Raw genomic sequence first — 13443 nt, 5'->3', positions numbered from 1 at the left:
CGGGGCCGTTGCGCATCACCGGCGGGCGATGGCGCGGCCGCTGTGTTCACCCGCCGGCTGGTCGGCCGGCCGATCACGGAACAGCGCGGTACTGCGCCGCATTCGGCAGGCGGGATCAGTGCGGGTGAAAGGCGTCGGTCCCGACCTCGGCGGGGTCGAGGAGGTGGGTGAGGAAGAGGCGTGTGGTGGGGGTCGGCGTGCGGGTGGTGATCGCGTGCCAAGGGCGGTCGAGCGGGGTGCCGTCGACGGGAAGAATCCGCAGAACGCCGTTCTCCAGGTCCTGGGATATCGCGTCGCTGTGAATCAGCGTGACGCCCAATCCTTCTCGAGCGGCAGCCAGGACCGCGCCGTGTGATCCGAGGGTCAGGGTGGGCGGCTGGATCCGCAGCTGGTCGAGCAAGCCGAGGGTGGCCTCGCGGGTGCCGGAGCCCCGGCCGCGCAGCAGCCAGGTGGTGTGCAGCGGGTCGAGTTCGGGGCGGCCGACCACGACGAGTCCGCTCGGCCGCCGGGCCCGCACCACGAGTCCGGTGTCGCGCGGCGGACGCCCCGCGATGACGAGATCCGTTTCATGGTGCTGCAATTCGAGGAACAACACGTCGCGCGGATGTACCGACAAGCTCAGCTCGATGTCGGGAAAACGGCGGCGGAACGACGCGAGCGGGCGCAGCAAGACGTACTCGCCCGCGGTGGCGACCACGCCGATCCGCAGCCGTCCGGTCTCGGCGCGGCGGACGGCGGCCTGCGCCTCCTGCATCAGTCCCAGGATGCCGCGGCAGTACTCGGCGTAGATGCGACCGGCCTCGGTGAGTGCGATGCCGCGCCCGGATTTCGCGACGAGCTTGGCGCCCAGCTGTTTCTCGATGTGCGCGACGGCGGCGGAGACGGCGGCCTCGGTGATGTGCAGTTGCGCCGCCGCGCGGCGGATGCTGCCTTGGCGGGCGACGGCCAGGAATGTTTCCATCCGTCCGGCGCTCACCATACCCATCAAACGACGGTAACAAACTCAACGAATTCATTGAGTGTGGCCAGGAACAATCAAATTGTTTGTCGGTATCCGGCCCGTCATCCTGGAAATCCCAAGGCACGCCCCTTTGCCCGGGTGCGGGTGTCCCGCAGTGGCACAGCAGGAGGAACGATGGCCGAAGAAACCGAACGCGACCGCTGGGATCCGGGTGTCCAATCCTATGCGTCGATGGGCTATTACGCGCCCGACTACCAGCCGTCGGAGACCGACGTGCTCGCCGTGTTCCGGGTGACCCCACAGCGTGGCGTCGACCCGATCGAGGCGGCAGCCGCGGTGGCCGGTGAATCCTCCACGGCAACATGGACGGTCGTGTGGACCGACCGGCTCACCGCCCATTCGCGCTATCAAGCCAAGTGTTATCGCATCGACGAGGTGCCCGGCCGTCCGGGGGAGTACTTCGCCTATATCGCTTACGATCTCGACCTGTTCGAGGAGGGTTCGATCACCAACCTGACCTCGTCGATCATCGGCAACGTATTCGGGTTCAAACCGCTGCTGGCGCTGCGGCTGGAGGACATGCGGATTCCGGTGGCCTACGTGAAGACGTTCCAGGGACCGCCGCACGGCACGGTGATGGAGCGCGAGTATCTCAACAAGTACGGTAGGCCGCTGCTCGGTGCGACGGTGAAACCGAAACTGGGGCTATCCGCGCGCAATTACGGGCGAGTGGTCTACGAGGCATGCAAGGGCGGGCTGGATTTCACCAAGGACGACGAGAACATCAACTCGCAGCCGTTCATGCGCTGGCGCGACCGGTACCTGTTCGCGATGGAGGGCGTGAACCGGGCGATGGCCGAGACCGGCGAGATCAAGGGGCACTACCTCAATGTGACCGCGGCGTCGATGGAGGAGATGTACGAGCGGGCCGAGTTCGCCAAGGAACTGGGCAGTGTCGTCATCATGATGGACCTCACCGTCGGATTCACCGCGATGCAGTCGATGTCGCACTGGGCGCGGCGCAACGGTGTGCTGCTGCATCTGCATCGTGCCGGGCATGCCACCTACACCCGGCAGAAGACGCACGGCGTCAGCTTCCGGGTGCTGGCCAAGTGGTGCAGGCTGATCGGCGTCGACCATCTGCACGCGGGCACCGTGGTCGGAAAGCTGGAAGGAGATCCCGCGACCACCAAAGGGTTCTACGACACGCTGCGGGAGAACCACGTTCGCGCCGAACCGGCCAACGGCATCTTCTTCGACCAGTATTGGGCGAGCCTGCCCGGCGTGATGCCCGTGGCCTCCGGCGGCATCCACGCCGCTCAGATGCACCAGCTGCTCGACCTGTTCGGTGACGATGTGGTGTTGCAGTTCGGCGGCGGCACGATCGGCCATCCGCTCGGCATCGCCGCGGGCGCGGAAGCGAACCGGGTGGCGCTGGAGGCGGTCGTGCAGGCCCGCAACGAAGGCCGTGACCTGTTGAAGGAAGGACCGGAGGTGTTGCGGAAGGCAGCCGAGACCTGCCGTCCGCTCGACGTGGCGCTCACGACCTGGGGTGATGTCACGTTCGAGTACACCTCCACCGACGCGCCGGACGCCGTGCCGACGGCCAGCCGCTGAGAACCCTTGAAGGACAAGCCATGTACTTGCGTCACGGTACGTTTTCCTACCTGCCGCCGCTGACCGACGAGCAGATCGCCGCCCAGGTGCGCTACGCACTGCTCAACGGCTGGCCGGTGTCCATCGAGTACACCGACGATCCGCATCCACGCAACGCCTACTGGGAGATGTGGGGGCTGCCGCTGTTCGACCTGGACGAGCCCGACGGTGTGCTGGCCGAGATCAACGCCTGCCGGGCGACGTTTCCGCGGCACTACGTGCGGGTGCTGGCCTACGACGCCCGTTACACCAGGCAGACGACGGCGCTGAGCTTCCTGGTGCAGCGCCCGCCCGACGAGCCCGGCTTCCTGCTGGCCCGCACCGAGGGCCCGGACCGCCAGCAGAAGTACGGCCTGCATTCGTATGCGACCACCGTCCGTCCGGGAGAGCGGTATGGCGGCTGAGCGCAACGGCTCCGGATTCCGTCTGCACCGGCCGGGGATGGACATCCCCGGCGCGGTGCGGACGGCGCCCGCCGAATCCGAGGCGCCCGAGATCCTGGCCGAGGACGCGGTGCTGGATCTGTCGACCGACATCGCGGGCCACGACGTCGAGGAGACGCTGCGCAGGCTGGATGCCGAACTGATCGGGTTGGCGCCGGTCAAGCGGCGGGTGCGCGAGATCGCGGCGCTGCTGCTGATCGATCGGGCCCGGCAGCGGTTCGGCCTGGCGTCCTCCCGGCCGACCATGCACATGAGCTTCACCGGCGGCCCCGGCACCGGCAAGACGACGGTCGCGCTGCGCATGGCGCAGATGCTGCACGCACTGGGCTATGTCCGGAAACCCAAGGTGCACACCGTGACTCGCGACGACCTCGTCGGCCAGTTCATCGGGCACACCGCGCCGAAGACGAAGGAGGCGCTGGCCAAGGCCGCCGGCGGCGTGCTGTTCATCGACGAGGCCTACTACCTGTTCCGGCCGGAGAACGAACGCGATTACGGGCAGGAGGTGATCGAGATCCTGCTGCAGGAGATGGAGAACGAGCGCACCAGCCTGGTAGTGATCTTCGCGGGTTACCCCGACCGGATGGAGCGCTTCTTCTCCGCCAATCCCGGGTTGTCTTCGCGGGTGGCGCATCACCTGCAGTTCGCGGACTACGCGCATGCGGAACTGATGGGCATCGCCGAACTGATGGTCGCTGCGGAGAACTTCCGCTTCGACGACGCGGCGCGGGGGGCGTTCGACGAGTACCTGGAGCGCCGGATGGCCCGCCCCCGGTTCTCCAACGCCCGCAGCGTGCGCAACGCGCTGGACCGCTGCCGGCTGCGCCAGGCCAAACGCCTCGTGGAGCTGCGCAGGCCGCTGACCAAGACCGACTTGATCACGCTGACCGACCGGGATGTCTACGGCAGCAGTGTGTTCACCGATCCCGAGCTACCGGACGGGCCTGCCGCGCGAGCTCCCGCGTGAGGAGAACGAGGCGCTATGCCAGAAGGACTGAAGACGCTCACCCGCTACACCATCGAGCAGGAGCACCGGCATCCCGGATCCTCCGGTGAGTTCTCCGCCCTGGTGAACGTGATCGCGACTGCGACGAAGATCATCGCCAATCAGGTCACCAGGGGTGCCATCGTCGGATCGCTCGGCGCGTCGGAGCCGGACAATCTTCCCCCGACGGTGCACCGGAAGCTGGATGCGATCACGAACGACATCATGGTCGCCGAAACCCAATGGACCGGTCATCTTTCGGCGCTGCTCGCGGAGCAGATGAGCGAGATCCACCCGGTGCCCGACGCCCATCGCCGCGGAAAGTATCTGCTGGCCTTCGATCCGTTGGACGGTTCGTCGAATATCGACGTGAACCTGCCGGTGGGGACGATCTTCAGTGTGCTGCGCGCGCCCACCCGGGTGCGGGGCAAGAGCTCCGAGAGCACACCGACCGCGGACGACTTCCTGCAGCCGGGCGTCGAGCAGGTATGCGCGGGGTTCACCCTCTACGGGCCTGCAACCATGCTGGTGCTGACTACTGGCAGCGGAGTGGACGGGTTCACCCTGGATCGGGAGATCGGCGCGTTCGTGCTGACCCATCCGCGGATGCGCATACCCGAGGACACCTCCGGATTCGCGATCAACGCGGCCAACGAGCGGTTCTGGGAACGGCCGGTGCGCCGCTACGTGCAGGAGTGCCTGGACGGCGTGGACGGTCCCCGTGGCCGGGATTTCAACATGCGCTGGGTGGCGTCGCTGGTCGCCGACACCTTTCACATCCTCACCCGCGGCGGGGTCTACCTGTATCCGCGCGACAGGCGGCCGCCCGCGCGTCCTGGGCGGGTCGCGTTGCTCTATGGCGCCAATCCGATCGCCTTCATCGTCGAACAAGCCGGGGGCGCGGCGACGACGGGCAGCGAGCGGGTGCTGGAGGTGGTGCCGGATCACGTTCACCAGCGGGTGCCGCTGATCTTCGGCTCCCGCAACGAAGTCGAGCGCATCGAGCGCTACCACCGCGAACCCGATGCGGGTCCCAGCTTCGACACCTCGCTGTTCGGGACCCGGTCGCTGTTTCGTCCGGCTCGACGCTGAACAGGAGAATCCCATGTCGGTCAAGCATCCCGTCGTCGCGATCACCGGGTCCTCCGGTGCCGGAACGACCAGCGTGACACGGACATTCCAGGAGGTATTCCGCCGGGAGGGCATCAACGCGGCCATCGTCGAAGGTGATTCGTTCCACCGCTACGACCGCAACGAGATGAAGCTGGCCATGGCCGAGGCGGAGCAGAACCGCAATCTGCGGTTCTCGCATTTCGGCGAGGAGGCCAATCTGCTGAAGGAGCTGGAGGCGCTGTTTCGCGACTACGGCGAGACCGGCGTCGGGACGGTGCGCCGGTACCTGCACGACGAGGCGGAGGCCAAGCCGTACGGCCAGCCGCCGGGCACCTTCACCCCATGGGAGGAGTTGGCGCCGGGCAGTGACCTGCTGTTCTACGAGGGCCTGCACGGCGCCGCGGTCACCTCGGCAGTGGATGTCGCCCGGTACACCGATCTGCTGGTCGGCGTGGTGCCGATCATCAATCTGGAGTGGATTCAGAAGGTGTTCCGGGACAAGACCGAGCGCGGCTACTCCAGCGAGGCGGTGATCGACACCATCCTGCGGCGGATGCCGGATTACGTCACCTATATCTGCCCGCAGTTCTCCCGCACCTATGTGAACTTCCAGCGGGTGCCCACCGTCGACACCTCGAATCCGTTCATCGCGCGCAGCATTCCGACAGCCGACGAGAGCTTCGTGGTGATCCGATTCGCGGACCCGAAGGTCATCGACTTCCCCTATCTCCTATCGATGCTGCACGACTCGTTCATGTCACGGACGAACTGCATCGTCGTGCCCGGCGGCAAGATGGAGCTTGCCATGCAGCTGATCTTCACCCCGCTGATCCTGCGATTGATGGACAAGCGACCGAAGCGCTCGTATTGAGTGGCCGGGGGAGGCTCGCCATCTCGATGCGGCGTAGCATGACCGACGACCGATAGCCCCAGTCCCGAGTGAGGCGACCAGTGAGCGTTCTACCGGCGTGGGCCGACGATCCAGGCGCACTGGAGTTGTCCGAGGCGGAATACGACCTGCTGCCGGATGACCTGCGCAAGCTGATCGAGGTGATCGACGGTAACGTGATCCGCTGCCAGAGCGGGTCGGCCGAACACAGCGATGTCGCCCGCAGGCTGGCGAACCAGCTCGAGACGGCGAAACCCGCAGATCCATGCACGCGGGTGTCGACCGACGTCGACGTGCATTTCAGCAGGCGGCGAGATCACGCGGAGGCTTTCTCGTTCCGCCGCCCGGACGTGACGGTCTACCGCTGTATCGAACGTGGAACCAAGCTGACGACGAGTGATGCATTACTGGTCGTCGAGGTTGTTTCGCCGGGATCGGTGTACACCGACACCATCGACAAGCTCGCCGAGTATGCGTACGAGGGCATTCCTGTCTATCTCGTCGTCCATCTCGACGCGAATCTGTACGTGAAAGTGATTCAGGAGTACCGACTGGACTGGGCCAGTCGGAGCTATCGGCTCGTCGACACTCACCAAGAGTTGCTGATCCTCGAAAGTCCTTTCCCGGCATCGATTTCGTTCGCGCAACTCGACGGCTGAGCGGGACGTTCAGTCGGGGAGGAGGGGGACGGAGAGGCCCTCGCCGCGGTTGAGCAGGGCGGCGCGGGTGACGGCGCTGGAGCCGAAGCGTTTGCGCAGGTCATCGAGGGTCGTGTCGAGGGTGTTTGCGCCGCGGGCCTCGAAGGGCAGGGTCAGTTGGACGGTGTCGGCGTCGTCCAGGTTGGTCAGCGCGAGGCCGATCAGGGTCAGGCCGCGCTCCTGGATCATCGGCATGGCCCCGGCCAGCAGGGTGCGGGCCGCGTGCAGGATCGTCTCGGTGTGGTCGGTGGCCTCGGCGAGGGTGTGTGAGCGGGTGGCGCGGGTGAAATCGTCGAAACGCAGGCGCAGCACCACGGTTCGGCACACCCGGTCGGCGGCGCGCAGGCGCCTGCCCAATCGATCGGTGAGGCCGTGCAGGTAGGCCTCGATCTCATCGGGCGGGCGGTGGCGGCGGCCGAGGGCGCGCTGGGCGCCGATCGAGCGGCGGCGCCTGCCGGTCTCCACCCGGCGCGGGTCGCGTGCCCAGGACAGGGCATAGAGGTGGCGGGCCGCGGCGGGGCCGAGGATTGCCCGCAGCGGGCGCTCGCCCAGTTCGGCCAGCTGACCGACCCGGGTGATGCCGTGCTCGTGCAGCATGCGGGCGGTGACATCGCCGACGCCCCAGAGTCTTTCGACGGATAGCGGGTGCAGGAATTCCAGTTCGCCGTCCGGCGGCACCAGCCGCAACCCGTCGGGTTTGGCGACTGCGCTGGCCACCTTCGCGAGGAACTTGGTGCGGGCGATACCCACCGAAATGGGCAACCCGACCCGATCGCGAATCTGCGCGCGCAACTTCGTCGCGATGGCCACCGGCTCGCCCGCGATCCGGCGCAGCCCGCCGACATCGAGGAATGCCTCATCGATGGAGATGCCCTCCACGAGGGGAGTGGTGTCGCGGAAGATCTCGAAGACCGCCTTGCTCGCCTCGGCGTACGCGGACATGCGCGGTGACACGACGATCGCCTGCGGGCACAACCGGCGTGCCTGCCCGCCGTTCATCGGTGTGCGCACGCCGAACGCCTTCGCCTCGTAGCTGGCCGCCAGCACCACGCCGCCGCCGACGATCACCGGTCTGCCCCGCAAACGCGGGTCGTCGCGCTGCTCGACCGAGGCATAGAACGAGTCGAGATCGGCATGCAGGATCGACGCCTCCGCCCGCGCGAGAATCCGGGGTCTGCCGGATCGAGAGACGGGCGCATCGGACACGAACATATGTTCGCATAGGCCTCCGACAAATATCGCCCGCAAGCCTTTCGCGGCGGATCGATCTACTACTTACCTCCGTAGTAATCGGCCCTGGCCGGTACCCTGTCCCCACGACGGGGCACAGCTTTGATGAGGGAGTCGGTATGGTGCGAGGATTCGGGGACCTAGAGGCGGTGATCATGGATCGCATCTGGGATCAGGACGCAGAGGACACAACGGTGCGCGAGATTTTCGACGAACTGTCGGCTCAGCGGGACATCGCCTACACCACGGTCATGTCGACCATGGACAACCTCCATCGCAAAGGCTGGCTGGCGCGCGAGCGCGCGGGCAAGGCGTATCGATATTGGCCGACACTCACCCGAGAGGAGCACAGCGCTCGGCTCATGCTGGAGGCGCTCGGCTCCGGCGGTCGCTCGGACCTGGTGCTCAGTCATTTCGTCGATCGGATCAGCGCCGAGGAGTCGGCCGGACTGCGTGCCGCGCTGCGCAGACTGGCGGCGCGCAAGACACCAGAAGTACCGTGAGCCTGGTCATTTCGCTGATGCTGTACGGCATCGCCGTGGCGGTCTTCGGTCCGCCCGTGCTGCGCAGTCTGACCCATCGCGGCATCGCGCCGCGCCTCGGCGTGGTCGCCTGGGTGGTCGCGATCGTCGGTGCGCTGAGCGCGTGGGGTATCGCGGCGATGCTGGTGACCGTCGAGTTCGCCACCTACTGGGGACATCCGAAGGATGTGTTGCGCGCCTGCTTCGCGTTCCTGTGGACGCCGATGCACCTGCACGGCGCCGCCGCCAGCCGGGCGGCCACCTTCGCGGTGGCGGCGCTGGTGGCAACCGGCGCGGTCGCGCTGGTCGTGCGTGCGGCGCGGGTTGCGGTGCAGATGCGCAAGCGGACCAGTGTCCACGCGCGTGCCGTCCGCCTGGTCGGCAGGCGGGTGCCCGGGATCGGCGCCGTCGTGCTCGATTCGCCGGAGCGCCAAGTGTATTGCGTGCCCGGTCCGGACACCATCGTCGTCACCACCGCCGCCCTCGATGCGCTCAGCGCGGATCAGCTCGCCGCCGTTCTCGCCCACGAACGCGCGCATCTGAGCGGCAGGCACGCGGCGTTGACCGCGGTGCTGCGCGCGGTGGCCACGACGCTGCCCGGCCTGCGGTTTTTCACCGGCGGTGCGGCCGAGATCGCGCGGCTGCTGGAGATGTGCGCCGACGACAAGGCCGCCGACGAGCACGGCTCGCTTCCGCTGCTGGGCGGGCTGCTGGCAATCGTCGGCATCGCCGAGGCCGCGCCGGGCGCGCTGGCCGCGGCCGGCACCGCGGTGCTGGCGCGGGCCGAGCGACTGGCCGATCCCGTTGGTGTGATCCGGTGGGCCACGACCAGCACCGCACTGGTCGGCGTGATCGCGATGACGGTGACCGGGTCGGTGCTGACGGCCGTGACCGTCGCCGGTTTCGGCGCGCTGCTGAGCTGAGGAGAAGAGGAGTGCGCGTGCGGGTCACCTGGGATCAGGTCTTCGCGTGGCGGCTGAGTCGTCAGTACGTGGCGTCCCGCGCGGACGAGGGCGCGGTCGAGATCGCCGAACGGCTGTGCGGGGTGCAGGCCCAGGTCACCTCCGCCGCGGAACTTGCGGTGGCGCTGCGCGGCACGAAGCCGGAGCCGGGCGCGCTGGTTCGTGCCCTCGACGACGGCGTGCTGATGAAGACCTGGGCGATGCGCGGCACCCTGCATGCGCTGACGCCTGCGCTGGCCGCCGCCTGCCTCGCGCTCATCGGCTCGGCGCGCACCTGGGAGAAGCCCTCCTGGCAGAAGCACTTCGGCGCCTCACCTGCGGAGGTCGCCGCGCTGACCGAGGCGGTCGCCGAGGTGCTCGACAGTGCGGTGCTCACCCGCGACGAACTAGTGGAGGCCCTGGTCTCCGATCCCGGATTCCACCGGCTCGGTGCGGAATTGCGCTCCGGCTGGGGCGCGCTGCTCAAACCACTCGCCTGGCAAGGCGCACTATGTCACGGCCCGGCTCGGGGCAGCAAGGTGACGTTCGCCGGTCCCGCGCATCTGGTGCGTGACTGGCCGGGCCTCCCGGAGCCGGACGCCGCGGCCCCGCTGGCGATCCTCGGCTACCTGAACGCCTACGGACCGGCGACGCCGGAGACGTTCGACGCCTGGCTCAGCCGAAACAGCCTGCGCAAGACGACCGTGCGGCGGTGGTTCGCCGACCTGGGCGACCGGCTCACCGAGGTGGACGTGGAGGGCCGCAGCGCGTTCCTGCCGACCGACCAGGTCGACCCGCTCGCCGCCACGGCGCCGAACACGTCTGTGCACCTACTCGGCGCCTTCGATCAGTACGTGCTGGGGCCGGGCACCGGTGACACGGCGCTGCTGCCGGGCGCGCACCGGGCGAAAGTGAGCCGGACCGCGGGGTGGATCTCACCGATCGTCGTCGTGAGCGGACGGATTGTCGGCACCTGGGAACTCGCCGACGACGCCGTCGAGATCGCCATGTTCGACGGCGCGCACCTGCCGAAGCAGGGGCTCGACGCCGCCGTCGCGCACGTGGCGGTCGCGGTGGGACGCGAGACGCTCACCGTGCGTCCGGTATAGCCCGGCGTCCAGCCGCCACGAGTACGCGAGCTACCAGCCGACCAGTCTGCCCTCGCCGCATCATCCACCGATGCCGCTGCCGGGGGTTCTGGGGGCCGTCGAGATGGGCTGGGCCATCAGACAAGTCGACGGTTCACGTTCCGGGCTTCCCATGATGTGTAAGCGGCTTGCGCCGTTCGGTCCCCGCTCGGCTAGCATCGCCGGGTCAGTTGGCATGCGGCCGGTGCTGCCAATCCTCCTTTGCAGTAAGGATATTCAGCAATTGCGTGTAACACAGATGATGCAGGCGGCGCTCGTAGCGGGCACGATACTCGGCGGCTCACTCGCCGCGGCGGGCCCTGCCGCGGCCTCGCCTGATAGCGCCGAGGCGTCGCCGGAGAGTGTCTGCGGCAGCGGCTACCGGGAGATCGACAGTCACGACCTTCCCGGACTCGCGACCGTTTACCTGCTCGACAACGGCAATACCAACTGCGTTGTCACGAAGAAAACGGCGTACGTGGGGAAGCCCACTTTCGTTAGTGCCGGCGTCGACACATCGCCTCCTACATGGGAAGTCGGGAAGACCGTCGATCAGGGCGAGTTCAAATACTACGCTGGCCCCAAGTACGTCCACGCCTCCGGGAAATGCATCTCGTGGGCAGGGAGTGCCGCACCGCTGGGCCAACAGAACCCAGATCCCGACCATATTTTCTTCTCCCAGCCGTCCCACTGCGACTGACCTGATAGTCGGCACCGCGCGGTGTCTGGTGTGTGTCGTCGACATGTGCGCGGGCGGCGAAGGCGTTGCGGATGGGCGCAAGGGTGGGAGGAGCCGGCGGGGGGGCGTTGCCGATCCCGGTATGGGTGGAACTCGTGCCGGGGCCGCGTATCGAACGGCTTCCGCGCCGCACCGCCAGTCGGCGAAGTCGCCCGGGCGGCTGGTCGTTACATGAGCACATAGAGTGCGAGCGTGATGACGATGCTGCTGAGGACTCCGCTGGCGACTTCCACCGCGAGGTAGCCGCTGGAATAGGTTCCCATCGTCCACAGCGCCCACACCGGTGCGCAGACGCGCAGTGCCGCGAAGAACGCGGCCAGTGCCATCGCCCCGGTCAGTCCGTTCATCGGCAGTAGCGGATGCAACCACGCGTATCCAATGGTCATGACATACGCCTCGAGCTGGGTGCCCAGGAAATGCACGGTGAACCTCCGCGGACCCGGGTGACTGCTCTGTCCGGCGACGTTGGCCCTCTGGTGGTGGCGGTGGATGCGCGCCACCCACGGGTTCGAGTAGAACACCACCATTGCGGCGGTATTGACCAGTCCCGCGACCAAGCCCCACACAAGTATCTCTGTGGCGAGCATTTTCCTCGTTCCGATAATTCATCACGCGACCGCGCAGCCACGTGTAGCTGCGGTGCCGGGTCTTCGCAGCCCGATCGCATAGGTTCAACGTCGCAGCCCGGTAACGGTATCGGCGTGGCGCCTCACCAGGTCGCCGCACAGTTCCCAGAACTGGCAGCTGGGAACACCCTTTCATGGTGTCCGGAGTCGGGTTATCGCGTCGCGGTTGGCGTGCGGGTCGAGGGTTATCGCCGCCGCCCACGCGTGCGCGGCGACGACACGCTGATCGAACAGCTCGACCCAGGTGTCGGTGTCGGCGCGGGTGTCGTTCACCCAGGTCGGGGTTGGTCCGAGTTCGGGAAGGTGGGTGTAGGTGAGCGCCGTGTAGGTGCGTGCGCGAGCATCGAAAATGGTTGCCGCGCACATTTCGTCGGCTGCGGGTCGCTCGTGCAGCTTCCCCGCTGTCGCTGCCTGTATCACGTCGTGGGGGACGCCGTCGGGGCCGGTGAACACCTCGCCGACTGTCCGGTAGGCGAGCCCGAACCCCCAGAGGCGGCCGGTGAATCTGCGGATGAGCCATTCGGCCGAATCCAGGATCGGAGAGCGCTCGGCGTCAGGGTCGAGGACGATCGCGGTGTGGGCGGTCGCTTGCGTGGTGGGGTGGTCGGTGTTGGCGAATCCCCAGACGTGCATGGTGTCGACGCTCGGTCGGGTGGTGTCGGCGCTGCGTTCGGCCACCATGGTCCTGAGTAGCGTGTCGATCACGGCGTCCGGCGGGTATCGGATCGTGGAGCCGGTCGTTGGTGGTTTCCGCGGCGCTTTCGGCTTGTGCCGTGGCCGGTTTCGTCGTTTGGACATTTCCCCTCTTCGAATCGATGCCTCGTAGGAGGTCGCCGCGTGCGGTTCTTTCGAGTGGCACACTCTGGCGGGACCTACTCGCGTTCTGCCGCAACCGTGTGCCACTCGTCGGTCGGGCGTGCGCCGCCTGCGGACAACAGCGCCTCCCAGTACTGCGTGCGCACCGCGTCCCAGAGGCGAAAATGACGCGGGAACCATTCGCGCACCTGCGCCAGATCCGGCAACGCGCGCTCGTCGAAGGCGACCAACCCGCACTGTCCCAACGGAATCGGCACGGTGTTGCCGCTATTCCGTAGCCGGTAGGCGGGCGTGGTGTCGGCGTTGTCGCAGAAGTACAGGATCTCGATGCGATGCCCCACCAATCGCCAGCCCGTGTGGGTGGTTCCGATCGTGGTCTTGTGCAACCGTTGTCACCTCCCCGACGGTTCCGGTGGGGCAGCCGCCGCCGACAGCCTCTCCAGCACCTCCCGCATCGTGGTTGCGTTCGGACGCCGGTCGGCGAGACCGGACTCGTCGCTGGGTGGGAATCGAATGCCCCGTGCGGCAGCGCGCTCACGCGGGCTCACCGTCTGCGGCGTCAGCCGTCCCGCTGACACCAATGTCTGATACGCCGCCGCTTTCCACGCACACCACTGCACCCGGCAGGCCCGATGCGCCCGCATCTGCTCATGCGCCACAAGCACATCGGCGTGGCTACAAACATCGGGCGGCGTGAG

At 67.4% G+C, this 13443-nt stretch carries 15 protein-coding genes; 10 read left to right on the top strand and 5 right to left on the bottom strand.

Annotation, left to right across the window (positions count from 1 at the left end):
• Nucleotides 1–115: 115 nt before the first annotated feature.
• Nucleotides 116–985 carry a LysR family transcriptional regulator gene (locus OHA40_RS34000; RefSeq protein ID WP_330230898.1) on the bottom strand — a complete coding sequence of 290 codons (870 nt, stop codon included), beginning with the start codon at nucleotides 983–985 and terminating at the stop codon, nucleotides 116–118.
• 150 nt (nucleotides 986–1135) lie between these two features.
• Here OHA40_RS34000 and OHA40_RS33995 point away from each other — a divergent pair, with 150 nt between their 5' ends.
• The 6 genes from OHA40_RS33995 to OHA40_RS33970 all read left to right on the top strand — a co-directional run bounded on the left by OHA40_RS33995 (nucleotide 1136) and on the right by OHA40_RS33970 (nucleotide 6706).
• Nucleotides 1136–2578, top strand: a complete 1443-nt coding sequence (locus tag OHA40_RS33995; RefSeq protein WP_330230897.1) for a form I ribulose bisphosphate carboxylase large subunit — start codon at nucleotides 1136–1138, stop codon at nucleotides 2576–2578.
• A gap of 20 nt (nucleotides 2579–2598) precedes the next feature.
• Nucleotides 2599–3021, top strand: a complete 423-nt coding sequence (locus tag OHA40_RS33990) for a ribulose bisphosphate carboxylase small subunit (protein ID WP_330230896.1) — start codon at nucleotides 2599–2601, stop codon at nucleotides 3019–3021.
• Entirely contained in the window at nucleotides 3011–4027 is a 1017-nt protein-coding gene (locus OHA40_RS33985; RefSeq protein ID WP_330230895.1) for an AAA family ATPase, read from the top strand. The genes OHA40_RS33990 and OHA40_RS33985 overlap by 11 nt, the downstream gene beginning before the upstream one ends.
• A 15-nt stretch (nucleotides 4028–4042) precedes the next feature.
• On the top strand, nucleotides 4043–5137 hold the full coding sequence (locus OHA40_RS33980; RefSeq protein WP_330230894.1) for a class 1 fructose-bisphosphatase: 1095 nt from the start codon (nucleotides 4043–4045) through the stop codon (nucleotides 5135–5137).
• Between the two features lie 13 nt (nucleotides 5138–5150).
• Nucleotides 5151–6029, top strand: a complete 879-nt coding sequence (locus tag OHA40_RS33975) for a phosphoribulokinase (RefSeq protein WP_330230893.1) — start codon at nucleotides 5151–5153, stop codon at nucleotides 6027–6029.
• Between the two features lie 80 nt (nucleotides 6030–6109).
• On the top strand, nucleotides 6110–6706 hold the full coding sequence (locus OHA40_RS33970; RefSeq protein WP_330230892.1) for a Uma2 family endonuclease: 597 nt from the start codon (nucleotides 6110–6112) through the stop codon (nucleotides 6704–6706).
• Between the two features lie 9 nt (nucleotides 6707–6715).
• Here the strand turns inward: OHA40_RS33970 and dinB are convergent, their stop codons facing one another.
• The gene (dinB, locus tag OHA40_RS33965) at nucleotides 6716–7957 is read right to left on the bottom strand and encodes a DNA polymerase IV (RefSeq protein ID WP_330230891.1); all 1242 of its coding nucleotides are present in this window, start codon (nucleotides 7955–7957) and stop codon (nucleotides 6716–6718) included.
• A 137-nt stretch (nucleotides 7958–8094) separates the two neighbouring features.
• Between dinB and OHA40_RS33960 the strand changes: the two genes are divergently transcribed.
• The 4 genes from OHA40_RS33960 (at nucleotide 8095) to OHA40_RS33945 (ending at nucleotide 11264) form a co-directional block, all read left to right on the top strand.
• Nucleotides 8095–8478: a BlaI/MecI/CopY family transcriptional regulator gene (locus tag OHA40_RS33960; protein ID WP_040778742.1), complete on the top strand. Its 384-nt coding sequence runs from the start codon at nucleotides 8095–8097 to the stop codon at nucleotides 8476–8478.
• Nucleotides 8475–9419: a M56 family metallopeptidase gene (locus OHA40_RS33955; RefSeq protein WP_330230890.1), complete on the top strand. Its 945-nt coding sequence runs from the start codon at nucleotides 8475–8477 to the stop codon at nucleotides 9417–9419. The genes OHA40_RS33960 and OHA40_RS33955 overlap by 4 nt, the downstream gene beginning before the upstream one ends.
• A gap of 17 nt (nucleotides 9420–9436) precedes the next feature.
• Nucleotides 9437–10546, top strand: a complete 1110-nt coding sequence (locus tag OHA40_RS33950) for a DNA glycosylase AlkZ-like family protein (RefSeq protein WP_330230889.1) — start codon at nucleotides 9437–9439, stop codon at nucleotides 10544–10546.
• A gap of 70 nt (nucleotides 10547–10616) precedes the next feature.
• The gene (locus OHA40_RS33945) at nucleotides 10617–11264 is read left to right on the top strand and encodes a hypothetical protein (RefSeq protein ID WP_330230888.1); all 648 of its coding nucleotides are present in this window, start codon (nucleotides 10617–10619) and stop codon (nucleotides 11262–11264) included.
• Nucleotides 11265–11470: 206 nt separating this feature from the next.
• On the opposite strand, the gene OHA40_RS33940 is transcribed toward OHA40_RS33945, so the two are convergent.
• The 3 genes from OHA40_RS33940 to OHA40_RS33930 all read right to left on the bottom strand — a co-directional run bounded on the left by OHA40_RS33940 (nucleotide 11471) and on the right by OHA40_RS33930 (nucleotide 13131).
• On the bottom strand, nucleotides 11471–11890 hold the full coding sequence (locus tag OHA40_RS33940) for a hypothetical protein (protein WP_330230887.1): 420 nt from the start codon (nucleotides 11888–11890) through the stop codon (nucleotides 11471–11473).
• 171 nt (nucleotides 11891–12061) lie between these two features.
• Nucleotides 12062–12727 carry a hypothetical protein gene (locus OHA40_RS33935; RefSeq protein WP_330230886.1) on the bottom strand — a complete coding sequence of 222 codons (666 nt, stop codon included), beginning with the start codon at nucleotides 12725–12727 and terminating at the stop codon, nucleotides 12062–12064.
• A gap of 74 nt (nucleotides 12728–12801) precedes the next feature.
• On the bottom strand, nucleotides 12802–13131 hold the full coding sequence (locus tag OHA40_RS33930) for a hypothetical protein (protein WP_330230885.1): 330 nt from the start codon (nucleotides 13129–13131) through the stop codon (nucleotides 12802–12804).
• Nucleotides 13132–13443 lie beyond the last annotated feature (312 nt).

Source organism: Nocardia sp. NBC_00508 (assembly GCF_036346875.1).
Taxonomy (GTDB): Bacteria; Actinomycetota; Actinomycetes; order Mycobacteriales; family Mycobacteriaceae; genus Nocardia.
The sequence above is the reverse complement of the archived record's forward strand: the minus strand, read 5'-3'. Positions and strand labels throughout refer to the sequence as shown.